We start from the raw sequence: 26,403 nt of genomic DNA on the forward strand, positions 1-26,403 counted from the left end.
CGGCTGTTGCACAAAGGTCACGCGACGGCACTTATTGCTAAGCGCGCAGGATGTGACACAGGTCACATCGGCAGTCACGAGCCCGGCCTATTGTGACTGCATTGCTGGTGACCGCCCTGTCACAAGCAATGCTGGACCCCACCTCCAGCTAAAGGCCGCCGGCTCGACCCCTGCCCACGACACTGGGTCGGCGGCCACTTTGAACCTCCCGGGCCTATGCCGAGACTAGCGGCCTATCCTGCCCCCCTACTCTGGGTCGCAATATCAAGGAGCGTCCGGGAGGTTCAAACAAGGCGTCAAATCCGCGCCCAACACCCCAACACAATCAGCTTCCCACATGATTTTTCAAAAGACTTGCCTCATAACGCAGTCCGGCTCTTGACATTTTTTGTCAGACCGGAGAAACGGGGTCTCGACGGAGGCGCTTTGCAGCGCACTCTATCTGCGCCGGAGGGGTGGCAGAGTGGTCGATTGCACTGGTCTTGAAAACCAGCGAGCGTGCAAGCGTTCCGTGGGTTCGAATCCCACCCCCTCCGCCACTTTCCGCTTTCGGTAGATTTTTCTCAACTATATTGATTGCTCATCAATGGCCTGCTCGTGGAGCCTGACCGGTGAACGGCACGGCTTCAACTCGGCATGCCCGGGTTCAGTTAGATGATTTGTTGGACGCTATCGATTGAGATAATTTCTGGGCGCAATTTCCTTATGGAGTTCGCTCGGAATTTCATTGTCTTCCAAAATCGCGCGCATCTTGCCGGGATCCTGAAGAACAGTACTGATCTTTTCGACCGCAAGCCTAATGCTTCGGCTTGCGTCGGTTCGATAGAGAAGGCCGACAGGGTTTTCGAGATAAGTTCTTTTGTATTGTTTGATATGTTTCTGGTCAGCTCTGAACGCTTCATCGTTCAGTAGCAGTTTGATGGGCACCATACTCATATGAATAAAGGCAACGCGACCTGCGGTGAGCACCCGCATTGCCTGTTTGGGTGTTTCCACCTCCCAGACATCAAAACCGTCTTTCCTCAAGGCTTCGGCTTCAAACTGAACCCCTCGTATGACCGCCACCTTTAGATCGCTCTTACTACGGTCCATCAGCTTAGCATCGATGTCCGGCGTGTGACGCTTGTCGAAAAAAAGCGCTGTGTCTCCACTGAACATTCTCAAAAGGGTAGAAGACCTGAGACGAGCCGGTGTTTGAGAAATCTTGCTTACAAAGGCCAAGTCAATTTTGCCCGCATCAAAACTTAGGAACAATCTCTTGGGAGGCAATAAGGAAATCGCAATCTCCTCTTTAAGGTTCGCCTCCTCAATCACACTGACAATCAAGCCTTTCTGATCGTCAGTCACATATGGCGGGTACACCAGCAAACCGATCCTCACTTCGGAAAAGGCATGGCTATTCATGCTGAGCAAAACCGCAACTGCACAAATCCAGACTGATCTCATCTCCAGAACTTTCTTCTCGAGCGGTTGCTATTTAGGCAAATACTGGCGGGCCTCAATTGGCGGGAATTTGCCAATTTGCGAAGTATCGTTCCATTGGATGAACACTCCGTAGCTAAACCTCAGCGGCTCCTGAATTGGTATGGTCTACAATCGCCTCGATCCAAGTTGGCTATGCCTTATTTCTGAATTTATAGTTTGCGCTTACTGGTAGATCTATAGAATAAGCCGATGTTTATTGCTCGCAGACGCACCTTAGCGCTGAAGTGATACCTGCCCGTCAAATATTATTTTTTATATTTGCAGACGATCGACGGCTGTTTTTGGGTATTTCCGTTCCATTTGCGAGATCTATTCAAACAGCGAATAGTCCGTTGTACTGAGTTGCTGAATCAGTTCTTCCGCTTCCGTCAGTTCCGCAGTACTCATAGTTGCTTGAATTTCTGCAGCCAGCGCTTGAGCTTGGTCGAGCCCGTTGTTGCTGGCCAGCTGAGCCAAAGCATACGCTCTTGGAACATTTTTCTCGCCACCTTTGTCGGTCAAGAACAACAACGCCAGTCTATATTGCGAGAAGGACGCAGCGCGTTTCAGGCCTTCGGCTTCGGCAGCAAGCGCGGAATTCGTATACCAAAGACGTGCGGCTCGAAGGTCCTGGTCAACACCGATGCCGTCTTCGTAAAGCCGCGCCAGCTTGTGTTGGGCCACGATGCCGCCATTTCCGGCAGCCTTACGATACCAGTCATAAGCTTTCTTATCGTCTTTGCTGACAACCCGCCCGTGCTCGTAGAGTGTGCCCAAATGTGTTTGGGCGCCAATGTGTCCTGAGTTGGCGAGTTCTTTTAGCAAGACAAGCGCTGTCTCGCTGTCGCCGTTCTGATGAGCCTTGATCGCTGCTGCGTATTTTTCGTTGGCGTTTGCAGGAAAATGGAGCAGCGTTAAAGCAACTATGGTCACCACAGCCAGGATACTTGAAGGCCCTGGTTTCACATTTCGCTCAAAGCACTTCGGTCGCATTATGTCCCCCGCTCGCTCTCGTGAAAGCCGCCTCTTAAGAGACTGGCTTTTTGGTCACTCGATCAACAATCCAACAAACCGTTCCTAGGCTACACTCAGCGGCGATGGGCGTCCGAGCAATTTGTGCGGCTTTGGAATTCGTTCTTGAACCAAGCCTTACAGATACGTCCCCAACATCTTCAGGAACAACAGAACAGTAGCCAAGATCCCCATCGCGCCGGCATCCGGGCCGAAGGCGGTTGCGGTTCCAACGCTGCCGGCTATGGCAAGGGACCGGTCAAGATCTGCCGGCCAGGCAAGGATAATCAGGATCTCGCCGCTGCTGCCGATATCGGCTGCGCCAAGAAGATTGGAGCCAACCGGGAGTTGACCGGATGATGTGCCGGGTACGATTTCGACAACTTCGCTTTCAAAAATCCGACCGGGCGCAACATCAAAGGCGATATTCACGGGTGTTCCGACCGGCATGGCCGCGAGGCCGTTTTGCCGAAACACGCCAATCAAGGTTTCAGAGCCATTCTTGATAAAGGGCAATACCGGATTTAGCGGTCGGGCTTGATCGCCAACTGTGGCGCCGAGCGCGGTTACAACACCGGCTGAAGGCGCTTTCACCACGGTTTGGTCCAGGTTGTACTGGGCTTGTTGAAATGCTGCTTCCGCTGCCTTGAAGGTGGCCTTGGCTTCATCGCGCCTTTGTTCCGAAACCGCCTGGCTGCCGCGATCCAAGACAGTCTCGATGCGATTTAATGTGATTTCGGCAATGCGCAAATTGGCTTCGGCTTCATTGACCGCGTATTGGAAGGGATCTGGGTCGAGTTCCAGTAGAACATCCCCTTCCTTGAGAGGCTGGTTTGCTTGAACCGGAATGTTTTTGACAACTCCGCCGACGACAGGCGCGATTTCGGTGACTTTTGCAACGACTGTGACCCGTCCCGACGGTGTTTTGGTGTTTAAAAGCCCGATCACCACGAGCACAATCACAAGTCCAACCAGCGCAACCACCACCTGCGAGGCCCGGTTCCAAGGCAAGACCTTCAGCTGGAAAAACAGCAGCCAAATCAAGACGGCATATATTCCCAGCACGATCAGCATTGCGAAATTTTTCCTTTATCAGAAAACAGGTTGGTCTGGTGACTTGAGCACGAGCTTGCGTAGGCGAACCGACTTAGTCGCCGTCGCAGTAATACCAATAGCCTTCTGTCAAAGCGTCGTTGGTCCAGGTCCAGCAAAGGGAGGGATCCGGTGGTGGCGGCGGCGTGTTGGCCGCAACGACAATGATGGTCCCGAGGGTTACGCCAAAAACAATGGCCCCCCAATGCGCACCACGCCATCCGACCGGCCGTCTGACAACGCGGACATTTCTGTTCACGTTGACATTCACATTTTTGTTGACGTTCACGCCAACATTTTTGTTGCTCCGCTGAGCTCCCGCAGGAGCCGCAGGCCTTTGAGCAGCTGGCGGCCTGGTCTTTGCCGGGGCGGCCTTACGTCCGCCAGCCCTGGCGCCGCCGGCCCGCTTAGGTTGCGCCAGTTGCATTAAACCAGAACCATTCGTGAATGATTTACCCCCTTTGAACTGATCCTGCTCAACCGGGGTGACTGATGCGCTGGATGTTGTTGGCACACCGCCAACCGAGACCACCAGGGCCAGAAGAACAGCTTTGTGTTTCAAGGTGCCAGGCATAATCCTATCCTTCCGGACTTGAAGCAGTCTGTTGTGTTCGTTCGACGAGAAGCGGCAACTCTTAAGGTGATGGGACCACGGTTTATGTGTTTTGAGTCCCGCTCTGTTTCGTCAAACAGTTGAATTATTGATCGCCAGGATACGGGAATTCCTGTCCCAGAGCTTCTTCAGCTTCCTTGTAGACCCCGCGCAGAGCTTCATCGACACCGTCCCAGCGCTGGCTTGAAATGAAGTCGCTGTTGGTCATGTTTTCGACCGGAACGCCTGAAGCCTCACTATAGATCTTCTGGTCGTCTTCACCGGGCAGCGCCGCTTTGCCGGCCAACGGCGGTGCCCAGGTAGCTTCTTCAACGACTGCCATGCGCACGCGGATATCATCCTTGGTGATGTTCCAGACCATGAAGTCTTCAGCAAGACTGAGTGGGCCATCATATGTGGTTCTAATGCGATCATTCACCTGCCCAGTTGTGTCGAAATCCTTGAAGAAATGATATGCGACCGCCATCCGCGGTTTGATCTCGGACATGATTTTGCCAAAGGCTTCAGGTGCGGTATGGACCTGTGTTCCAACAAGTAGGGCTTGCTCCGGAGTGAAGCGCATTTTTGCGACCAGGTCGGGCACAGCAACAAAACATTCATGGATCGCCAGATCGGCATCCTTGGCATATTCATTGAACCACTTGTTGGGATAGGTATCTCCGCCGTAAACGAATTTCAGTCCGTTCCACTCGAGACTGAAGCTGACTGGGCCGTCAATCGCGTGGATCGCAGGCCAGGAGCGAATGACGACACCGTTATCGTCGTAAACGATTTCGTTCTCACCCCGATAGTCAAACTCGTTTGCCTCAAGCTTGAACCCCCTCGCATCGACTAAGCCAATTCGCCCTGCCAGGTCCCACTTGTACATTTGCTCCATGCCTTCCAAAGCATGTTTTGTTCCAAGTTCCTCAACTTGTCCGGTGGCCCCCCAAACGCGCAGTGGCACCTGCCGGCCCATAAGTGCGCCGCCGATAAACATCTCACCAAGCGCGCCGAAGTGATCTCCGTGGAGGTGCGATAGAAAGATCTTGTCGAGGTAGCTGTAGGGGATTTGAAGCGAGGAAATGCGCTCCGCACTGCCTGAGCCAGCATCAAAAACGAACTTGTCGCCATTGCCCAATTCAACCAGAAAACAGGCGGCCGCTTGGGCTGCGCGTGTCGTTGGCATTCCGGTACCACAGGCAATCACGCGCATTTCGTTCGGATCAAGGTCCTCGGTGTTTGGGAAATAGACCTCGCGGTGCTCTGGGGCCTTTGTCGGTGAAACTTCCGAAGCCTCGGCGCTAGCGACGAACGGTATTCCAATTGCAAGCAGACTAGCAGCAAGAATACTGACCAACCCAAGGTGGCTCTTGTTTGGTGTTCCAACACGCATTTCTGAATTGTTGACTTTAAACACAACTACCTCCGTTGAGAGCCGCTATATCTCTTGCAAGTTTTCCGGCACGTTGATCCATTTTTGGGGCACGCGTATTGTTCTGTTAGTTCCTTTTCCTCTGTGGTGGCGGTTGGATATAGTTTCTGATTTCGCGCTCAAGCTCCAATCGAAGCTGAATAAGATCTGTTAGGTCTTTTGCGCTTTTGCCAAATGCGATTTCATGCTCGCCGATTTCGGCGATCACGTCCGAATAATCACGGCAGATGCTCGCGAACTCCGTATTGTCAGCGAGAAGCTCTTTGATGCGCGCTTCGTTCTGAGGAAATCGCTTAACCGCTGGAATGTCGCATTTCGAAATCACACCGGTAGTATCCCGTTTGCAATTGCGATGATGTCTCACAATCAACGCAGACTTCTGCGCGCGAAGAAAGGTAACATACTGTGCTGTAACGTAGCGTGTAACGGTTACATTGGACGTCTTAAATCCCAGAAACTTATTGAAACAAAGATGATAATCGGCTTGACTATAACCTAACCGTCAATGACAAAATAATTTTGCTCCCAAGGGATATGGACGACCAAACAAATACAAAAAATGTCTGTATCTCAAAGGATCAAGTGCTGGATGCGCTCAGTCGGATTCTACGCAGCGAAGAGTTTCGTGATGCTGATCGCTTGTCAGACTTCTTGCAGTATGTCGTAGAACAAACACTTGCCGGTAAGTCGGCCTCCATCAAGGCAACCACCATAGCGCTCGATGTCTTCGATCGTGAACTGGATAAAGACACGGGATCGGATTCGATCGTCAGGGTAACGGCCGCCAGGCTGCGTCGGGCCCTTGGTCACTATTATTCTGAAGATGGTACAGAAGACCCAGTCCAGATAGAATGGAAAACCGGGTCCTATGTTCCGCAGTTCGTATTACGGGTCTCGCCAAAGCCGCCAGCTGTCCAAACAGGATCGAGGTCCGCAGGCGATAAAACAAAAAGACATCCGGTCACCTTTTTGGCTGTCGCAGCATTTGCTGTGATCATGGCAGTTATTGGATATTCCTTCACGACATCGGAAACGCCTGCTTCTAAGGTTGCGCCGGAGAACAAACCTTTCATCGCCGTCTTGCCGCTCAAGACCGCTGAAAACGATGACCAGTCTCAAGCAATTGCGGAGAGATACCTCGAAGCCGTGGTAACGAGTTTGGCTCGGCTTCCCGATGTTTCAGTGATGGCGGCTCGTTCTGCAATTTCTGCTGCAAAAACCAACACACCTTTGGAAGTCCTGAACCAGAACCATGGTATTTCCCATGTTTTGCGTGGCTCTCTCAATAGCCAGGCTGACAGTGTTCGAATGAATGTCCAATTGGTAGATACCATCACCGGGACAATACTCTTTGCAGAGCGTTTTGGCGGAACAACGGCAAATCTATTCGAATTGGAAGATAAGATCGCGAATAGGCTGGCAACGGCACTTTCCATAACCACAGACAAAGACATCGTCCAACGGGTTTACTTGCCATATTCGAACAACAGCGACGCGATTAATCTGGTGCGTGAGGCGATCGTGCGCATAAATCCGCCGAACGAAAAATCCCGCGTAGAGGCATCAAAAGATTTGTTCCAGCGTGCACTTAAACTGGATCCGAAATTCGCGGGTGGATTTGCTGGTCTCTCTCAGGCGCATTCCTACATGGTGCTCTTTGATCATTCAAAGGACCCAATGCACGACTTGGGAAAAGCAATCGAATTTGCAGAAATGGCCGTGGAACTTGATCCAGCGTTTGGCAATGGCCACGCCATGCTTGGTCTCGCCCATTCGCTATCTGGCAATACCGACCAAGCCATGAGAAATGTCCGCCGCGCGGTTGTCTTAGAGCCGGGAGACCCGCTTTCATATCAATGGTTGGGCGGAGTTCTGATTTTCTCGGGCAGATCCCAAGAGGCCGTGGATGCGCTCCGAGAGGCGATCAGACTGGATCCCTTGGAGCCGGGCACGCCTTACTTAAACATTCTTGGAATGGCGTACTTCAACCTCGAACAATACGACGACGCCATTGAGGTCTTTGAACAAAATATTTTAGACGGCGGCCCAGATGCCCCCAATATGGAAGCCTACCGGGCAGCAACCTATTCAGCCCTCGGACGCGAGGCTGAAGCGCGACGCGTGCTCGCTAGGCTGAATGTCAGGGCTGGAGAAATTACTCCGGAGCGGTGGATCCGTAGTTGGACACCTTCCAGTGAACACGCCGAACGCGCCATCCAATCTCTTTATGATCTCGGGATGAAGAAAAGTCATTCAATCTCTTCTGACTAAGCATTCTGACTGTCGCGTTTGGGAGGAGGTTGGCGTCTTGATATCGATAATCGGTGCGCACATTACGGACGTTAATCGACCAGCGCTCCGATATCAGCAAATGGGCCAAGAGAGGCCTAGGTCCACTTAGGTAAACGCTTGCCGGTGTCAACGGTTTAGCTCGGAATAAACCAAAACACGGTCTGCTATTCGCGCCTGAATTCAGTAATGTGACAGGCGCATCACAACCTGTCAGAAGCCTCTGATAGCGTTGAAAGGAAATCGCCGGTTTCCGGCGTTTGGAATAAAGGGGGGAGGATCACGATCTTGAGCCCTTTTGATGCCAGGCGCTGCCGGGTTTCTTTGGTCGGTTCGGCTTCCCAAATCATCACAGTCACCGGAGTTTTCTGGAGTTTCCGGTCAAACTCTGCCCAGTCCGTTTCGGACGGCGTAGCATCCGGTTCCCAATGGAAACTTGTTGCCTTCAGCCCATGGGCCCTAGTCAGATATTGATAGACGGGATGGGAGGCAAAGACGTGGCTTCCCGTCATCGGAGCAAAGGCCTTTGTTAGTTTTTCTTCCAGAGCTTTCAGCTCTGCGTTTAATTTTTCATGCCGTTTTTCAAACCTCTCTTTTTGCTCCGGCCAGCGCCGGACAAAAGCTGTTTTAACGGCAAGAGCTTGTTCGCGGGCCAATGCAATATCGAGCCAGGTCGTAAACGCAAAACTACCGCCATGGGAGTGCTCGCCTTCAGGGCCGTGGCTGTGAACTGTTTTGCCCTCTGACGGGATCAAGCGGTCGTGAAAATTCTTGGAAGTATCGATCAGGCGGCTCCGCGGTAGGGAAGCCCTTGTCAGCCAGTTTGCATAACCCGCCCCATTCAAAAGCACGAGGTCGGCGGTTTGAAAGGCAACAAGGTCATCGACCGACGGCTCCCAATAAGCCGGATCGATATCGGCCGGGACTGGAAAAACGATATCCAGATCGTCCCCCGCGATTTGTTCAGCAAAGTACTGAAGTGGATAATTGACGACATAGACCGTCCCCTCGCCTTCTGCGGCCTGCGCACAGAAGCCCGCAGTCAGGAACATCCATAGAATGAGAAACTGTTTCATGACGCAATTAGACCCAAGTATATGGAATTGAAAAGAAAATCGCCCCATTGCTCTCCTGTAAGAGCAATCAGACTGCACAGACCCGCCGCCAACAAGATGAGCAGTGCCAACTCAAGGACAACTTGTGCTGGGACAGCAAACCGATCCGCCCCTATTTGACGGGCAACCTCGAACTCCCGCTTGCGCATGCGCAATGAAAGGCTGACGACCATCGAGACCGCAAGCAAGGCTGCGATTGAGATGATGGCGATCATAACCTGCAAGATGGTGCCGATCCGGAAGACGTCCTGGAGAAGTTCTTCGATAACCGCAACGGGTCTGAAGATTTGACGGGTATCGCCGTATTGATCAGCCACACGCCCCTGCAGAAAGGCAGCATCGCGGTCGCTATTGGGGGCAACAATGAGCGCACTTAACGGGAAATTCTCCGGCGCTCCGTGAAAATGAAATCCGGCGCGTGTCTCATCGGTGAACTCGATGAATTCCTTGAGTTTTGCATTGGCAACGACCTTATTACCGTCCCGCGACAGGATCACGCTTTGGTCCTTGACTGTCTCCAAGTCTAGATGGCCATGACCAAGTCCGGTCGCAATCCAACCCGTGCGCAGGTCGGTAAAGACGGAAAAGTCATCCGTCGTTCCGGTTTCCTGCAAGACGCCGACAATGTTCAAGCGGACCGGATAGGTTCCTGCGAGTTCAAAGATGCGGCTTGTGTCTGTTGTAATCTGGCTCCTGGGAGCTAAATCCAGCGTTTCTGCCACACGGGCCCCAACAACAGCATCCCCGAGCTGAACGAACTTGCGGCCCGCAGCCATCTCCAATTCGCGGAAGCTGAAATACTCAAGATCAGTTCCAACCACCGAATATCCGCCGGCAGTCCCGGACCTTAAAACTGGCAGCGGCAGCGCAAGATCCATTTCCAGAAGCTGATCATAATCCGCCATGGTGAGATTTGCGCCGGGCTCCCCTTTAAAGAACAACGCGCTCATTGCAGCATCCAACTGGCTGCCGGGAGCGGAATAGATCAAGGGGGTTTGCTGCGCCCGTGACAGCAAATGATCTTCCGCGATCCGAGAGGACAAATCCGCAAGAACCGGAATGGCCATCAAAATGGTAAAGATGACCACCAACAGCACAGAGCGGCCCTTGTGGAACTTGAGGTGCGCCAACGCCAAATGCACGTAGGCCATTATGCGGACACCTTCACGTTTTGCGTTTCTGCTCCAGCCCTCAAATCCCGAAAGTCGATCACGCGCTTAAACCGCGGCAACAGTTCATGATCATGGGTCACCGCCAGCACGGTCGCCCCTGTCTCGGCTGCAATTTCCTGAATGAGATCCAAAATGATGGTCTTGTTGTCCGGATCGAGATTGCCGGTGGCCTCATCTGCCAGGATGAGTTTCGGGCGGTGCAGAAGTGCCCGGCAGATGGCAACCCGCTGCTTTTCCCCTTGCGACAACGCCTTTGGGTGACGATGAAGCAGGTCGGCAATTCCGGCTGTCTTTGCCAGTTCGTTCAAGTACGCGTCGGTGTCCGGCGTTCGTTTCAAAACCGAGCAGACAGCATAAGGATAAAGGATATTTGCCCGCGCAGTTAGATACTCCAGCAGTCCAAAGTCCTGAAAAATGAACCCGAGTTGTTGCGCCCGCAGCCGTCTAACAACCCGTTCCGGCGTATTTTTGAGTGACTTGCCGAAGACATCGACAGAGCCACTTGCCGTAAACAGCAGTCCAGCGATGAGATGCAGCAGCGTGCTTTTGCCCGAACCGCTGGGTCCGATCACAGCAACCTGTTCGCCTTGGGATATGGAAAGTTCCTTGATCCGGAGCCCGAACCCGCCGCCAGCGTAGGTGAACGTCAGATCCTGGATGGAGATCATTTCGCCAGCCTCAAGACAAGCGCTCCTGTTCATGAACTTCAAAGCCGATGATTTTCCAAGCCCCCTCTTCCGGCGAAATCAACAAATCAGCATCATAAGAATTGACCCGCTGGTGGATGTGTCCCCAGTGGCCGACCGTGCCGACGATGGTCCATTTGGTCCGTATCTTGAAGTCTGCGGCCGTTCCGCCGATATGTTCAGGAACGGCGGAACTGACATTCACGGATTTGACACGCGCATCAGCGCCACCGGCCTTGGCGATGCGAAGGGCCTGTCGTTGATCGAGATAAACCTCTTCCAGCAGCTGGCCGTCGATGGTTTTGGCAAGCCTGTCGTAGACCTGCGCCTCCCCCCGAAAGTCAAAAGAGCGATAAACGTTTGACAGCAATTGCTGCGTCAAATTCTGCGCTTGTTCAGCGGGCAGATCTGCAGGTATCAGACCTGGTCGCGGCACAGAAATCGGCGCGCTCTTGAGCACCAGAAAGCCGATAGCCACTGCTGCAACTGCGGCAAAGGCAGCCGACGACCGTTTCAATCTTCCATTGATCACAAAGGAGCCAATACCGAGACCCAAGGCCGACAGCCAAAAAACGATACTCAGTCCAGGCAGCTCAATATCCGTCCAGGGACGTGCTTCGACCGTTTCAACGGCAGGGACTGGCGATTTCTTGAAATGATTGGTCCAGACCATCTTTGGGTCGTCTTGGGTCAGCGAATAAAGAAACGGCCCCGCCGCATCGATGGCATAGCCTGGTACTTGCGAGGCGTTTTCATCATAAAGCGTCCATTGAACCGTGGCTTCTTTTGGAAGACCATCGGTCGGCGCTGACCAGATCAGACCGAGAATTGCCGCATCGACATTCACCGGATCGGACGGCGCTAGAATTTCAAGTCCGCGCAAACCGATGCGCATGAAGGCGGCCCTATCAAAATCCGGGACGACCCCTTTTCCATCAATCGACATGGGCGATTGTTCTGCTATCAAGCTCGCGATTTTTGTCGTCAGCTCTTTCTTTTCGGTTTCTTCCAAAATTGGGCCGGCAGGTTTCAATCCGGCAAGTTCTGCGGCATCGCGCACCCGGATCAATGCCTCGTGGCGAACCTCATAGGGCTCAGCATAAAGGAAACTCATTCGCGGATATCTGTGATGCCGCGTGAGCGAAGCATTGTCGAACTTGGAAAACCAAGGATCATTCCGATCAAGCGTAAGGGTCGCTGGTCCAGAAAAGTACCGGAAATCTATGACTGGCACTTCGTCATGAAAAACGATCATACCGATGCTGGTTTTGGGCAGTCCCTCCTCGCCTTGTGGCGGAACAAACTCTACTGTGTCCGGCAATCCATCAGAAAACGGATAAAACAGTTCGGCAAAGACGACACGTTTGTCTTTTGGTGGGGCAGGAAACCGGCGTCCGCTATAAGGGTCGATCGTTCCGGCATAAGGCGATGCCCGTTCCTTGCGGAACCTGCGGTCGATGGTGCGGAGCTCGACCGGAAGTTTTTGACCGCTGGCAATGACACTCAAGACGTTTTGGCCGAAGTCCGCCAACCGTTTGTCTTCTGAGACCGATATTTGACCAGGATCTTTATACCAAGCATCCGGGATCAGGGCAGCAAACTCTTCCAGATCGTTGACGAAGATCTCCAGCGCTATCGTGACGCCGTCATCGGCAACGTAGATTTCCGCGATATTGGGAGCGACTTCCGCTCCAGTTAGGTTAATCCAGTCGGCTTTGGAAGTAGAGACCAATCCCAGCATCAGAATAGGAACTATTGCCCATATGTGTTTGATCCCACCCATTTTCAAAGCAGAAATCACGTCAGCAAATCCACTTGCAATTCCTTCCCCGGTAAATGCAACGTTTTAAGGTCATGAAACACAAACGAACAAAAAGAAGCTACTCCGTGATAGGCTCCGAAATTGAAATTTTAGCGTAACTTCATGATCTTAATTAGACAAGCCCGCACCGCGAATTGCCATAGAAACCCAAACCGGTGCAATTGGTGGTGTCACAATGGAGGCGAAAGGCGGGGCCAAACACCGATTTGTTGGATACCGGACTTGGGGCCATGTGCGAAGGCAGGGCAGACAATCTGACCGAAGAACACTGCGCCAAACGCCAGAACGTTCCGATAAATGGTTTCTATGGTCAGCTCAAAACCCCGATGAACTTCCGGAAACCGGTCTAGCCTGCTGGATGGACGAGATCGCCGGCATCGACACGACTACAGCCAAGTTGCTCGAGCCCAAGTCCAACTTGAAAAACGCTCCGTGAGAAGTGTCTGAAGGGGCGCATTCCTTGTTACTGTTCAGGCAAGGGTGGCGGCGTGTAGCCGTCCCATTTTCCGCCAATTATGAAGTCGGAATAGGACGCTTCGCCGCTCCGCGGCGCAGTCAAATATCCTTTTGTCGTGGGCGGTGGCTGGACCCGTTCAGCTGACACAACTTCGCGCTGCTGGATGCTGTCTTTAGTGATGTTCCAGGCCATCAAATCGTCTGCAAGAACAAGCGGTCCATCGTATACTTCACGGATCGCATCGGACATGCTTTGGACCATCTCCGGAACCAGGATCGAATGATAGCCGACAGCCAACCGCGGTTTGATTTCTGCCATTAATTTCCCAAATCCGCCTGGAGGAGTATGGATGTAGGACGACACTTGAACGGCTTGGCGCGGTGGGAAACCTAGATAGTTTTCAAGATCTTCCGGCCCATAGAAGCACTCATGGACCACAAAGTCCGCGCCTTTTGCATATTCAACGAACCATTTGTTGGGATAGCTGTCGCCACCAAAAACAAAGCTTAGGCCGTTCCAGTCCAAGCGGTAGCTGACAGACCCGTCAATCGAATGGACAGCAGGAAAGGAGCGGATCGTGACGCCGTTTTTCTCGTAGACGATCCCGTTTTCCTGGCGGTAGTCGAACTCATGCGCCACCAGCATGCCGCCGCGATCCGGCAGTGTTCCGGCCCGGCCTTCAATGTCCCAGGCATATGCAACCTTCAAGCCTTCAACAAAGGCAGCGGTGCCAAGACGCGGCTCGGAGCCTGACGGACCATAGATATGCAGCGGCTCATAGCGACCACTCAGCCAACCGCCAACCCAGAGGCCTTCCACGTCGCCGACGTGATCCGTATGCAGGTGGCTTAAAAAGGCTTTGTCAACCGTCGCAAAATCCGGCCGCAGCGCAAAAAGGTTTTCCATTGAGCCGGACCCGACATCAAACAAAAACTTGTCGCCGTTGCCGAGTTCGACATACCAGCCTGAAGATTTTTGTGCCCGTGTAATTGGGGTTGGCATACCGGTGCCAAGCGCCACAACGAACATTTCGTCTGGTCCAAGTTTTTCAGTACGCGGGTACCACGCATCCGGCTTTTTTTCTTGCGCATGCGCATCCGCTGAAAAGAGGACACTGAGCAACAAAAAGCAAAAGCTTGTTTTTAAACACTTCCAACACTGCATCCTCATCGCGGCACTCCCGAATTCATCCAAAAAACAGGGTTACAACTCAGTCCTCCAGCCGGATCATTTGTTGGGCTTGTACCAAGGCTTAGCGGGCCGCCAGTCCTGATCTTGTAGACTGTATTTTTCCATATGCTCGTCCAGCATCTCGTTTTGGGCATTAAAGCCAGGACCCCATTCGCCATCACGAATGAACTTACTTGTCGGGTTTGGCCAATCCGGATCCGGCGGTGGTTGGCGACTAGGGCCAGGCACTGCACTGGCGCGGTCCGGAGACACGGCCATGCGCTCAGTCACCCCGTCCTTGGTGATGTTCCATACCATCATGTCCATGGCGATGGAGAGCGGACCGTCATATGTAGAGCGAATAGCCAACAACAATTCTTGATGCGCTTCTTCCATTGTGTGATAGGCGACCGCATGTCCCGGTTTGACTTCACTCATGATCTTGCCGAAGGATGGCCCAGACGTATGGAATTCGCAGCAGGCACGCCAAGCAAGCTGCGGGGGCTGACCATAGTCTTTGGCGAAAAACTCCGGACTGGCGAAAGCTTCGTGGATCGCGAAATTTGCGTCCTTGGCATATTTGACGAACCACTTGTTCGGCGAGGAATCGCCGCCAAAAACAAGTTTCAAGCCGGCATATTCAATAATGTAACTGACGGGTCCATCGCCGGCATGAATCGCCGGAATGGACCGGACGACAATCCCATTTTGATCGTAAACGATTTCGTTTTCTGCCGTGTAATCGAATTCATTAACGGTGATCTGACCGGGAACTGGGGTGATTTTAAAGGCGCGGGTTTGATAATCCCAGTTGAACGCTTTTAAGAAATGCTCGATTGCATACGCCGTTCCCATGTCCTCTGTTTGCCCGCTCGGCCCCCAGACTTCCAACGGTCCCGGGCGCCCAGCAGTCCATCCACCCGCCCAAAGGGACGCAAGATCTCCCCAGTGGTCTGTATGCAGGTGGGAAATGAAAATCTTGGTCAAATATTCTGACGGGATCATCAACGCATTGATGTTACGCATCGAACCGGTTCCAAGATCGAAGATGATCTTCTCACCATTGCCAAATTCAAAAAGGAAGCACGCAGACGCCTGACCACGGCGCTGATCCGGCATGCCGGTTCCGCAGGCAATGACACGGACTTCTTCTTCCGCAAGGACTTCGGTTCCGGGATAATAAACATAGCGGTCGGGGGCGACGACATTGGGCCCCTCCACGACACCACCGGCCGCACGGGCCTGCATCCCCAAGCTTGAGCTGTCGAGCAAAGGAGCGCCTGCCACTATTGGATATGCGAGCATAAACGCCGAAGCAGCCAGAACACTGCGCATTTTGCGTTTTAGTCTGATCATGACCACTCCTCCAGAATTGTATCGCTTTACGGTGTTTTAGAAACGAAACGAGAAACGGCGCCCCAAGGGAGCGCCGCAGTTAAGCTTTAGAACCTGTAGCTGAGGCCCAAGAACGGGCCATGCTGCGTAATGTCATAGCCAAATTCATTGGCGCCCTGCCCTTCCGAATAATCGATGTCATAGACGCGGTATCCGAAGCGGAACGTGGCCTTTTCCGTAAATTTGTAGCCGGCAATTCCGCTTAGCGACCACGACAGATCTTCACCGGACACACCGAAACCTGACATGTCGCCACGCACGACCATGTTCCAGCGGTCATTGAAGACAAAATTCGCCCGAGCACCGACGAGCGGAGAAACCCAGTGCCGGTCGCCACCCAAGTTTTGGGTGAAGGGAGCCGGCAATCCCGGGATCACTTGGATCTTCTGGCGAATGTAATTGTAGCGCGCACCGGCGGTCACATCGAATTCAAGGCGCTGATGCGGGCTTGACCCGGTGGAGAGCGACGCGAAACGATAACCGACTGCCGCATCTATTATGCCCTGGCGGATATCAGCTTTCACCGTTCCCGCAGATGCAGGACCAATACCTTGATTGGATAGACCGAGGTTCACGTATTGTGCATCAAAGACAAACCCGAATGCGCTGCCATCATTTACATCTCGCCTGCGCCAGGCTTCGCCCCGCCCGGAGACAGCAAACTGAAGAAGATCAAAGATCTCGTCTGGTCCAAGATCGAGATCAACAGCGCCGCCGTCGACAGTTGAAGTTCCATCGATAGAGATCGGAATAAATCCATATCCCCCCAACTCAAATGTCCAAGGGGATACATTTTCGATCGGCTCATAGACCGGTGGTTCACCACCTGCCAGATCGGCGGCGTGACCGCCACCAGAGAGACTTCCGCATATCACCGCGGCGAAACCGAGTTTCATGATGTCTCTATTCATACCCCACAACCTTCCCAAGTCTTTCACATCTATTTGGAAGCACGGAGTTCAGCCAGACGTCCATCCGGATCATCACCTACCGGATGATGTGCGTTAGTCACACTATCTCTTTGTTGACGGCCGAGGTGCTACCAGCCCCGGAAACGATTTCCTTTACTGAAGTATCAGCGTCTTACAGTTTCCGCACAACCCCAATTTCTTCGTTTGGACCATGTTGGCTGGTCAGGGATGGCATTGCTAACGACAGGAATGACGCAATAATGGACGCAAGAACAAACGCTAGATGCTGCGGACTCAATTACTAATCTGAGGAACTGTTGGGTCAATGTGGACACATATCAGGAACTTGTGGGCTGCCGCTTACCTGAGCGTTAGACCGAATTGGATTTCGGGAAATTCGAACGTGGTTTTCTCTTTTGTTGTCCTTTGAGAGATCTGAAACTCTTGGTAGGATACTGGCATGTTCAAGCAATTGCCTTTCCGCAAAACGTTGGCGCTGCTTGCGTATGTCCATTTCGGATTTTTAACCTCCGCGTTGTTCCCAGCTGCTGCGGAGCCGTTGGTTTTGTCTGTCGGGACATTCCATTTGCCTCCATATGCCTATTCTGAAGACAATGGAAAGATAGCTGGTTCCAGCATCGATACCCTTCAAAAACTGGCAGGACTGGCCGGCTTGACCCTGGACCTGAAAATGCTGCCCTGGAAGCGGGCCATGGTCCAGGCTGAAGCTGGTGAATTGGATGCCCTTTATCCATGCGCGCCACGTCCGGAAAGGGCACGCGCCTTCCTATTCACCCAGACATTGGGCAAGGATGTCGTCAGCCTCGTGGCCAAACGGTCCGATGACAAACACTGGCAGATATCGAGCATCAACGACATCAAACGTCACGGAGCAAGCCTTGTTGTTCTTTCGGGGGGCGCTATTGAGAGCCTTTTGAAACGCGCTGGTATCAAAAACTACATTACCGTTCAGGAAAAAGACCCCATGGCGCTTATGGTTCATTTGGGCCGAGTGGATTTTGCACTTGAATATCAGCGCCGCCTCGATTTCGACAGCGGCACACTGGGCCTTGTCGACAACATTATTACCAAGCCACTCGCTGAAATGACCTATGGCCTATGTCTGAGCCGGCTTGCCCAGAACATTGACGGCAAAATGGTTCGCTTGAATGCAGCGATCCAAGACCTTCAGGATACTGCATCCCAAACCCGTGTAGCGCCGGATTTTTCAGAAGAACGCTAAGAAATCTGGATGCATTTACGGTGCTGTGCGGACCCAATAAGTAGGAGCTGCAGCTCTACTCTGAAACACTGGTCTTTAGAGGTTATATGTGGTTCCGGTTCCGAGACATGCCACGCCTTTGACCACAGCGATGGGCGCCGGACCGGCAGCTTCGTTGGCGGAATGCGGTTGTATTGTGTATTTTTCCCTTCTTAGACGTGTAGCTCGATGCTTCAGGAGAGCAGTAGGCGAGCAAATAGTTACACGGAGCTGGTAGAAAGGTGCGGAGGTGTTACGGAAGCTCTTGAGCGTGATCGCCTGTCTTACGCTAATCAGTTGTGGTTCCCCGCCTGCGAACATCATCGGGATCGACAATCCATTGATGCCGGCTGTTTCGGTGGCGGGAACGGCATTTCAGACCGTCTACATCGCGACGACCCGTCGGCGAGCAGAAGATCCGGCAGTTCTCTATTCCGCCGATCGCAAGCCTGCTGGCGCCAATTTTTCCAAGGTCGTTGTGTCGATACCGGCAAACCATAAGGTGGGGACCGTTCAACGTCCCGCAACACTTCCCCCTGACCCTAGACATGACTTCGTTATCTTGGATCCTGCCGCCTACGAAACACCCGGTTTATTTCGAAAGGCAATCAACACTGCTATCGCGCAGCGGCCAAGTGACGCCCGCGAGGTCATGCTTTTCGTCCACGGCTACAATACAGATCTCCCAGATGCTATTTTGAGAACCGCACAATTTGCGCATGATTCCGGTTTTACAGGTATTCCGGTACTATTTTCTTGGGCATCACGCGGCAAAACGCTTCAGTATGTTTACGATTTGAACAGTGCCTTGCATGCTAGAGATGAGTTGATTGACACTGCGGAACTGATTGCATCGACCAAAGCATCCGGTGTCAACATTGTGGCGCACTCGATGGGGAATCTATTGACGATTGAAGCCATGCGTCAGGATCAGTTACTCGGAAGCTTCAACAATTCGCAGAAAATCAAATCAATCGTATTGGCCTCACCAGATGTCGATGCACAACTCTTTGAAAAACAACTCCGTCCCTTTCCAAAACAAGCACGAAAATTCTATGTTCTCGTCTCGGACAACGACAAGGCACTGGCAGTTTCAAGAAAAATTGCTGGCGGGATAGACCGGGTTGGAGATGAGCCTGCGGATGAATTGGCCAAACTGGGCGTTACTGTGATCGACTTGACCAAGATCGACGACACATCGAGCCTCAACCATACTAAATTCGCCAATTCTCCGGAGATTGTTCAGTTGATCGGGCGGCGCATGAACGAAGGAGACTCCTTCCTTCAACCACCGAGCCGAGCTGCGCTGAGTACCATTCCCGCCGCTGTATCAGTCTTATCCGGACGCGGACAAGCTGTGATTGCGTTTCCATGACTGCAAAAGGGTGCAAACAGTACAACCAGCAGGAAGTCGCATGAAATACCCAATGCGCAAGATGTTGAACCGGTCTATCCGGCGACATTAAGCCAACTTGGATCGCGCTAAAGTTTCAGACGGCAACTCGTCAAACAGCTTCCGATAGTAGCCTGCGAACCGGCCGACATCCAAAAACCCCCACCGAAGTGCCGTTTCGGTCACAGAAGCCGACTTGCCATCCCTTATTTCTTCCCGAGCGCGTGTCAAACGCCAATGGCGCAAATAGGTATTTGGTGTGACGTCGCAGACATCTGTGAAAGCGCGATGAAGTGTCCGCCTAGAAATACCCAGCTCTCCACTAATCTTATCAAGCGTAGGAAGCTGCTCGGCGTGGGCAGACAAGAAATCCTCTGTCCGATTAACTGCCCTATGATGATCGATAGAAGTTTCCTGGACCCTGCAATTTATCTCGACCCCAAAGGATATCGCGTCCACGAAAACATCGATTAGGTGCTCAAAAACATAATCAAAAGTTTGCTCTGAGATCGACGCGGCGGAACTAACAAGCGCCCTCGTCTGTCGCTCTAGAGACCTGCATATGAGGGTTTGGGTGTCTTCTGGCAGTCTCAGCAAATTTCCATATTTGAATTCATCTCCGATCTGCTCGACACCGCGCCGTGTCAGCATCTCAGTCAATTCATCGTAACGCAGAAGCAACAAAACACCTTCAACCGGTTCTGCATAAACAGCAGCCCGCTCCAAATTTGCCGGGAGCCAGCCAATATCACCGCTGAGCAGATTTTCGTTGCCGATGGAATTTCGTGGTCCGGAGCGAAGGAAGGCGCCAATTGCAAAAAACTGATCTGAGACCAAACCTCGAACTCGAACATTTTTGCAGGTCGAAAACTCTATTTTTCGATTGTTGTGTTCAAAGATGTATGCGTCGCCGGAAATTGGTTCTTCCTTGATTTGAGTCGCTTCACTCAAAAAAGAACCCTTATTACGCTCTGCCCAAACACGCTCCAAATCATCCACGTTCCGGACTTGTGTTTCGAATATCCGCATAACCCCACCCCAGGCGGTGATTATAAACGTCTTCTTCAATAATTAATATGCTTCGCTCAGTGAATACGTAAAGTGAGACAGCACAAGCAAAAAGAATATCCCTTTTATTTAATTCACATTATCGCCAATGCCGAATACCAGTCTGTATTTGTACATATTTAATTGCGACAGTTTTGAGTTATTATTAAATATGGCAACCGATTACTGATCGTTATATATATAATGTATCATTATTGATCGAAATTATAGACCATTTGGGAAAATGCGCCTTATCAGTGTGCCTTAATCTCCACTAGCGCATAAATATTGACCCTTGTCACAAATCACGTAGAAGAAATTGTCACTCATCAATACGCTCATCGTGTAGGGCACTCAAAACACAACGGTTTTCTTGTTCTCGGGCTGTGACCTACAGCCGTGAAAGGATTTTGAATCCTGGTGAGGATACGAGCGGCGCGACTTCGCATCTCCGCCCGGTTTCTGCAGTGAAGACCCTGTGCCTTTGCATGCCCCAAACAGGCTTGAGGGGTGAGGTCATGAAACGCAGAGAATTCTTAAAATCCGCTGCGGCGGTTCCGGTTGCGGGTGCATTGGCACCTGCCCTTCTCGCCAAGGACGTCGCAGCGGCCGAACGAGCTGACGAGATCAAGGTTGCGCAGGCGACCACGGGTAGTCCGGCCGCAAAACCGACTGCGGGCTCCACTCCTGCAATTCCGCCTGATGAGTTGGGCAAGGCGCTCGTCACCACCGATATGAACGGCACGGGGCCGGATGGTGCCCACAATGGCCAGACGGCCACGTTCTCAGGCGAGTCCAAGGCAGGCACTGCGGCGGGTACGGCAACTGCCAAGATGGAGCTGACGGACGACGAGCAGGCGGTTCTCGATGACCGGGACGGTCCGGAAAAGGCCAAACTCATGCAAATCCTGGTGAAGTTTGGCGAGACATTCGGCGCGACCAAATTGGTAGATCTCGGCGGCGCGCCGCATTCGAACCTTTATATCGGTGCAGCTTATCTCGGATCGATCATTGATCTCCTAGAAGAATGCGCGAATGCAGGACTGAAGTCCTATGCGCCCTATACGGTGAACCCACGCCCCTATGACGTCTACAATGTTCAGAACAATCCCACGGACATTCAGCTGATCTACGAAGGCTATCCCCTTCAGATGAAGCTGGACTGGGTGCATTCACAACTCGGCGCCCCGGATCTCAATCAACGGTCCTGTGCCTGCTACCTCGCTGAAGTTGGTAATGCGCCAGAGCCCGGCACCAATGTTGCCTGGTGTGAATCGTCCGCCGTGAACTATGGCAATTCGGTGCTTGGTGTGCGCACCAACCGGTATGGCGCGGGCATGGAAATGGTCTGTGCCATGCTTGGCAAGGCACCTTATTATGGCCTGATGACCGACGAGGGCCGCAAAGCGAAGTGGCTCATCGACGTTAAAACGTCTAGCGAACCGGATTGGGGTGCGCTCGGGGCGGCGATCGGCCGGAACTGCGTTGAGGACATTCCTTACGTTGCTGGTGTTCAGCAGTACATCGGCGACGAGGTGACCGTCGACAACATGTGGAAGCTCAAGAAGATGGGCAGCACGACGGCGGCTGAAGGCGCCGTGGGGTGTTACCATGTCGAAGGCGTGACACCGGAGCCCAAAGAAAAAGGCCGGGATATGCTGGTCGAAGGGTTCCAGACCTATGTTTATGACGATGCCGAAGAGCAGCGTATCCTCGACACTTGGCAAAACTTGTGGCCTGAAAAGGACGGCGACCCGACAGCGGCCTTTATCGGTTGCCCGCACAACACGTATCAAGAGGTTTTGACCTGGTGTCAGAACGTCACCGACGCGCTCAATAAGGCTGGTCAAGAAAAAACGGCGATCCCTGTCTACATGTTCATGCCGACTGTCGTTCGCACACGCATGCTTCTTGAACATCCGGCCCTCGCCAGCAAGTCCCTGGACGCGGGCATGCACTACACCAACATGTGCGCGGTCAGCTACTCCGGCATGAAAGGCTTCTCGGAGCGTACCCGTGGCGTCACCAATTCCGCCAAGACGCGGGCCTATTCCACGATCCGTTACTTCCCGGACAAGAAGCTCGTGGACATCATCGTGACCGGCAAGGTCTAGGGCGTTTGAGCAACATTGCAGGTGATCGCGGATTACCCGATTGCCTGACCAAAAATCGAATGGAGAAGTGTTATGGCGACTTACAAAGGCAGAGCTGTCTTGCCGGGCGTTTTAGAGGGCGAAGCGCTGGTTTCGAAACAACCGTTCAACACTACCGCGTCCTATTTCACAAACATGTTCGCGGGCAATACCGAAACTGCCCCCTGCACAGACGCCAACAACAAGGAGCTTTTTGAAAAAGACTTGAAGGGCGGAATTCTCTGCACACCGCAAGCCATTGGGTCAACAATGGGCGCCGGTGCTCTCATGGGCATGAACCTGCTTGGCGTCGGCTTCAAGGCGATACTGTTCTCCAAACATATCGACAGCATCTCGGCCTGCGGCCTGATCATGGATTCAATCTGGAATGACCGGACGGTCATCACGATCGATTTGCTTGGCGATGAGTTCATGGAGGCGGTGAAAAACGGCGACAAGCTCTCCATCGCTGAGGATGGAACGGTCACGGTGGCATAAGTGAATTGGTCTTGCCGGGGTTCGCCTTCGGCAGGACCACGCGGCAATGACTGGCATCCGGTCACAGGGGGTTCTGATGAAAAGCAGTAAACAGATCACGCTGGCAACAAGCATTGCCAGCTTGCTGATCGGGGTCAATGTGTCCCTCGCAGAGGACGTGGCTGCCGAGGGCGTAAATCAGTACACAGCCATAACCCCGGCACAGCGCGTTTCGAGCGGATGGGTTGAGGGCGATCAGGACCCCGGCAACTTGCTCAATCAGATTGAAGCGCGTCGGACGCCCCGAACCGGATTGGTTCCGTTTTCGCCCATTCAGCCTCTTCGCAATGGCGTGACGTCGGTCACGGATAAAATCTATGAAGCGATGTACCTCAGATTGGGGTTCTCGTTCCATACAGTTGGCCAGTATACGACGAACAACTTACCCAACACTCTGAGGCACGGCGGGGCGACCGACTTTGACTTTGTCGGAACCTGGGAACTGTTCAACCGCGGCCAGCCAACCCAAGGTGAAATTTTCTTCGGTGTTGAAGGCAGGTGGGATTATGGCCCGATCGGCCCGCAGAATCTTGGGTTTGTCAGCCTTGGAACTTCCGGCGGGACTGCAAACTCGTTTTCGGCCTATTTCCCAGCGTTTATTCTCCGGAACCTTTATTACAGGATGGGAAGCCCCGAGGCTGGCTGGGCTTTCCGTTTCGGCAAAATCACAACGGATGCCATGTTGCTGACGAACCGGCATCTGACGCCCAACACGACATTCCTGTCCAATGCGGGAACCGGAATGTTCGTGGCCGGTTATCCAGATTCCGCACTCGGCATGGCAGGTGCTCTGTATTTCGCTGACCAAAGAGCTTATGTCGCTGGACTTGTTGCCGATTCCAATGGCAATCGGTTCGATTTCGGCCGTCTCTATCAGGGCGACTTTTACAAGGCTGCGGAAGTCGGACTGAAGATATTCCCACGTACGGACAGGGCCAGTTATTCCAAGTTCCTGGTTTGGCACACGGATGGAACCTTTGATGGGTCTCCGATCAATGCCAATACGGGCCGCCAAGGCTGGGGATACGGCGCAGTCCTGTCTCAAGAACTGACCGCAGATGGAAACACAGTTGTGGTGGCGCGCTATGGCCAAGCGTTCAACAACGCATCGATCTATGACCAGCAAGCCGCACTTGCCCTTCTGCGTTACCAGCCGTTCGGATCGTATTCCTTCGATGATGACGTCTTGGGGGTTCAAATCAATTGGATTGATTCCTCAACCACTGGGGCACGCAATGAAACCAGTCTGGAGACGTTCTACCGTTTTCCGCTGTTTCCAGACCTCGACACCACCCTTTCCTATCAAGCGGTTTTCAATCCGGCCAACACAACGAACTTCGATACGGCGCACGTTTTCTCGGTCCGGGCCGTGACCTCGTTCTGAAGTGAACGAAGTCGACCGGATTTGGTGTTTCAAGTCGTGTCCAGCGATGTCAATTGGGAGGAGCCCGCTGTGAAACAAAGAACATTCGGACTGCTCGTGTTCGCCCTGATGTGGCATGCTCCCGCAGTTGGTCAAGAATGGCAGGCCAACGAGCAAGCGCTTTCAAATCTATATGCGGGCAAAGCCTACTCGCCCTATGCAGGCCGGGATTTCCCATCCTATCCGCTGTGGGGGGACACTCACCTGCACACGTCATTGTCGTTTGACGCTGGCGGCTTCGGCAACCGCCTGTCACAGCGCGATGCCTATCGTTTTGCCAAAGGAGAAGAGGTCATCACGTCGTCCGGTCAGAAGGCGCGGCTTGCCCGGCCGCTCGACTGGATCGCGATCACCGACCATTCCGATGGCATGGGCTTCATCGACGACGTACTGGCGGCCTCGCCGCTGGTCACAGGATATGAGCAAGGCGCGCGGTGGTCGACGGGATTTCGTGCAGGCGGTCAAGAAGCCGTTGAAACGACACTCGACATGATCACAACCTTCTCGCAGGGAAAAGTTGATCCTGACATGTTCGCCAATTATTCACCCGGTGCGCGCCGTTACTCCACGGTCTGGGACCAAGTGATCGAAAATGCTGAAGACGCCAATGATCCAGGCACTTTCACGGCTTTCATCGCGTTTGAATGGACGTCCTTGGTCAAGGGCGGCAACATGCATCGCAACGTTATCTTTCGCGATGGCGGAGATCGGGCCCGTCAGATTGTCCCGCTGACCACCGCGCCACCGGTCGGCACCACCGACCCACTCGATCTCTACGCTTACCTTGAAGCATACGAGGAAAAGACCAACGGTTCTGTCATGGCCCTGGCGCACAATGGAAACTTGTCGAATGGCATCATGTTCCCGGTCGACGCGCAATACACCGGAAAAGCCATTGATGAGTTCTATGTCCAGCAGCGGGCGAAGTGGGAAAAGCTCTACGAGATCACTCAGATCAAGGGCGATGGTGAAGCCCACCCCTTCTTGTCTCCCGATGACGAATTTGCAGACTATGAGACGTGGGACGTCGGTAATCTCGATGTTTCCGAGGCCAAGACACCTGCCATGCTGCAGTATGAGTATGCGCGCGAAGCCCTCAAAAATGGTCTTCTGCTGGAAGCGAAACTGGGCACAAATCCGTACAAGTTTGGTTTCAGCGGGGCCACCGACAGCCACACCTCTCTCTCGACTGCTGAGGAGAACAACTTCTTTGGCAAACATGCTGGCACTGAACCCGCGCCGGAACGGATGCAACATCCTTTCATGAAGAATGAAATTGGTGAAATCGCCGGTTGGCAGCAGGTTTCCTCCGGCTACACGGCAGTCTGGGCACATGAAAACACCCGCGCATCGATCTTTGACGCGATGGACCGCAAGGAGATTTATGCGACGACTGGCCCGCGGATGATCGTGCGTTTCTTCGGCGGCTGGGAGTTCGAAGCGGCGGACGTGAACAGCCGCGAGCCAGCCTTCCGGGGATATGAGAAGGGCGTGCCTATGGGGGGCGATCTGCCGCCGGTGTCGGAAGGGGCACAAGCACCAAGTTTCATGGTGTTCGCGCTTCGCGATCCCATTGGCGCCAATCTTGACCGGATCCAGATTATCAAGGGCTGGCTGGATACCGATGGCAAAACCCATGAAAAGGTCTTTGACGTTGCATGGAGCGATGGTCGGCAGCCGAGCAGCGATGGCGATCTGCCACCGGTCGGCAATACAGTGGATGTTGCGTCTGCATCCTGGACCAATACGATTGGGGCATCGGAGCTTGCCACTGTGTGGACCGATCCGGAGTTCGATCCTGAGCAAGCCGCGTTTTATTATGCGCGCATCCTTGAAATTCCGACCCCGCGCTGGATCGTCTATGATGCGTTCCGTTTCGGTATAGACTTGCCGGATGGCGCAGAAACCACCGGTCAAGAACGGGCCTACACCAGCCCGATCTGGTACACACCCAAGGGCTAACTCAGTTAGGCTTAGAGACCGACGTTACTTCAGGTGA

At 53.1% G+C, this 26,403-nt stretch carries 20 protein-coding genes and 1 tRNA gene; 8 read left to right on the forward strand and 13 right to left on the reverse strand.

The window, feature by feature from the left end:
• The first annotated feature begins 449 nt into the window (after positions 1-449).
• Positions 450-539: transfer RNA gene (locus FJ695_RS18000), tRNA-Ser, on the forward strand.
• Positions 540-669: 130 nt separating this feature from the next.
• Here FJ695_RS18000 and FJ695_RS18005 read toward each other — a convergent pair.
• The 5 genes from FJ695_RS18005 to gntH (FJ695_RS18025) all read right to left on the reverse strand — a co-directional run bounded on the left by FJ695_RS18005 (position 670) and on the right by gntH (FJ695_RS18025) (position 5,579).
• On the reverse strand, positions 670-1,446 hold the full coding sequence (locus tag FJ695_RS18005) for a transporter substrate-binding domain-containing protein (RefSeq protein ID WP_141186730.1): 777 nt from the start codon (positions 1,444-1,446) through the stop codon (positions 670-672).
• A 348-nt stretch (positions 1,447-1,794) separates the two neighbouring features.
• Entirely contained in the window at positions 1,795-2,457 is a 663-nt protein-coding gene (locus FJ695_RS18010) for a tetratricopeptide repeat protein (RefSeq protein ID WP_141186731.1), read from the reverse strand.
• Positions 2,458-2,613: 156 nt separating this feature from the next.
• Positions 2,614-3,549, reverse strand: coding sequence for an efflux RND transporter periplasmic adaptor subunit (locus FJ695_RS18015; RefSeq protein WP_141186732.1), 936 nt, complete (start codon positions 3,547-3,549; stop codon positions 2,614-2,616).
• Positions 3,550-3,622: 73 nt separating this feature from the next.
• Positions 3,623-4,141 carry a hypothetical protein gene (locus FJ695_RS18020; RefSeq protein WP_141186733.1) on the reverse strand — a complete coding sequence of 173 codons (519 nt, stop codon included), beginning with the start codon at positions 4,139-4,141 and terminating at the stop codon, positions 3,623-3,625.
• Between the two features lie 124 nt (positions 4,142-4,265).
• Positions 4,266-5,579 carry a guanitoxin biosynthesis MBL fold metallo-hydrolase GntH gene (gntH, locus tag FJ695_RS18025; RefSeq protein ID WP_141186734.1) on the reverse strand — a complete coding sequence of 438 codons (1,314 nt, stop codon included), beginning with the start codon at positions 5,577-5,579 and terminating at the stop codon, positions 4,266-4,268.
• 549 nt (positions 5,580-6,128) lie between these two features.
• Between gntH (FJ695_RS18025) and FJ695_RS18030 the strand changes: the two genes are divergently transcribed.
• Complete coding sequence (locus tag FJ695_RS18030; protein ID WP_141186735.1) at positions 6,129-7,865, forward strand: tetratricopeptide repeat protein; 1,737 nt, start codon at positions 6,129-6,131, stop codon at positions 7,863-7,865.
• Positions 7,866-8,086: 221 nt separating this feature from the next.
• Here the strand turns inward: FJ695_RS18030 and FJ695_RS18035 are convergent, their stop codons facing one another.
• The 7 genes from FJ695_RS18035 to FJ695_RS18065 form a co-directional block, all read right to left on the reverse strand.
• Complete coding sequence (locus tag FJ695_RS18035; RefSeq protein WP_168206407.1) at positions 8,087-8,959, reverse strand: metal ABC transporter substrate-binding protein; 873 nt, start codon at positions 8,957-8,959, stop codon at positions 8,087-8,089.
• Positions 8,956-10,149 carry an ABC transporter permease gene (locus FJ695_RS18040; RefSeq protein WP_141186737.1) on the reverse strand — a complete coding sequence of 398 codons (1,194 nt, stop codon included), beginning with the start codon at positions 10,147-10,149 and terminating at the stop codon, positions 8,956-8,958. The genes FJ695_RS18035 and FJ695_RS18040 overlap by 4 nt, the downstream gene beginning before the upstream one ends.
• Positions 10,149-10,838: an ABC transporter ATP-binding protein gene (locus FJ695_RS18045; RefSeq protein ID WP_141186738.1), complete on the reverse strand. Its 690-nt coding sequence runs from the start codon at positions 10,836-10,838 to the stop codon at positions 10,149-10,151. The genes FJ695_RS18040 and FJ695_RS18045 overlap by 1 nt, the downstream gene beginning before the upstream one ends.
• 10 nt (positions 10,839-10,848) lie before the next feature.
• A complete protein-coding gene (locus FJ695_RS18050) occupies positions 10,849-12,657 on the reverse strand; it encodes a hypothetical protein (RefSeq protein ID WP_141186739.1) in 1,809 nt (602 codons plus the stop codon).
• A 484-nt stretch (positions 12,658-13,141) separates the two neighbouring features.
• Positions 13,142-14,305, reverse strand: coding sequence for a guanitoxin biosynthesis MBL fold metallo-hydrolase GntH (gene gntH / locus FJ695_RS18055; RefSeq protein WP_141186740.1), 1,164 nt, complete (start codon positions 14,303-14,305; stop codon positions 13,142-13,144).
• A 57-nt stretch (positions 14,306-14,362) separates the two neighbouring features.
• Complete coding sequence (gntH, locus tag FJ695_RS18060; RefSeq protein ID WP_141186741.1) at positions 14,363-15,661, reverse strand: guanitoxin biosynthesis MBL fold metallo-hydrolase GntH; 1,299 nt, start codon at positions 15,659-15,661, stop codon at positions 14,363-14,365.
• 86 nt (positions 15,662-15,747) lie between these two features.
• The gene (locus tag FJ695_RS18065) at positions 15,748-16,596 is read right to left on the reverse strand and encodes an outer membrane protein (protein ID WP_168206409.1); all 849 of its coding nucleotides are present in this window, start codon (positions 16,594-16,596) and stop codon (positions 15,748-15,750) included.
• A gap of 475 nt (positions 16,597-17,071) precedes the next feature.
• Between FJ695_RS18065 and FJ695_RS18070 the strand changes: the two genes are divergently transcribed.
• The gene (locus tag FJ695_RS18070; protein WP_141186743.1) at positions 17,072-17,854 is read left to right on the forward strand and encodes an ABC transporter substrate-binding protein; all 783 of its coding nucleotides are present in this window, start codon (positions 17,072-17,074) and stop codon (positions 17,852-17,854) included.
• A gap of 289 nt (positions 17,855-18,143) precedes the next feature.
• Positions 18,144-19,247, forward strand: coding sequence for an alpha/beta hydrolase (locus FJ695_RS18075; protein WP_247653876.1), 1,104 nt, complete (start codon positions 18,144-18,146; stop codon positions 19,245-19,247).
• Between the two features lie 87 nt (positions 19,248-19,334).
• Here the strand turns inward: FJ695_RS18075 and FJ695_RS18080 are convergent, their stop codons facing one another.
• Positions 19,335-20,294: a helix-turn-helix transcriptional regulator gene (locus FJ695_RS18080; protein WP_141186745.1), complete on the reverse strand. Its 960-nt coding sequence runs from the start codon at positions 20,292-20,294 to the stop codon at positions 19,335-19,337.
• 536 nt (positions 20,295-20,830) lie between these two features.
• On the opposite strand from FJ695_RS18080, the gene FJ695_RS18085 reads away from it, so the two are divergent.
• The 4 genes from FJ695_RS18085 (at position 20,831) to FJ695_RS18100 (ending at position 26,366) form a co-directional block, all read left to right on the forward strand.
• Entirely contained in the window at positions 20,831-22,426 is a 1,596-nt protein-coding gene (locus FJ695_RS18085; RefSeq protein WP_168206410.1) for an aconitase X, read from the forward strand.
• Positions 22,427-22,498: 72 nt separating this feature from the next.
• Positions 22,499-22,942: an aconitase X swivel domain-containing protein gene (locus FJ695_RS18090; protein ID WP_141186747.1), complete on the forward strand. Its 444-nt coding sequence runs from the start codon at positions 22,499-22,501 to the stop codon at positions 22,940-22,942.
• Between the two features lie 76 nt (positions 22,943-23,018).
• Positions 23,019-24,365: a carbohydrate porin gene (locus FJ695_RS18095; RefSeq protein ID WP_168206411.1), complete on the forward strand. Its 1,347-nt coding sequence runs from the start codon at positions 23,019-23,021 to the stop codon at positions 24,363-24,365.
• A 108-nt stretch (positions 24,366-24,473) separates the two neighbouring features.
• Complete coding sequence (locus FJ695_RS18100) at positions 24,474-26,366, forward strand: DUF3604 domain-containing protein (RefSeq protein WP_141188796.1); 1,893 nt, start codon at positions 24,474-24,476, stop codon at positions 26,364-26,366.
• Positions 26,367-26,403: the final 37 nt, after the last annotated feature.

Source organism: Labrenzia sp. PHM005 (genome assembly GCF_006517275.1).
In the GTDB taxonomy this organism is placed as follows: Bacteria; Pseudomonadota; Alphaproteobacteria; order Rhizobiales; family Stappiaceae; genus Roseibium.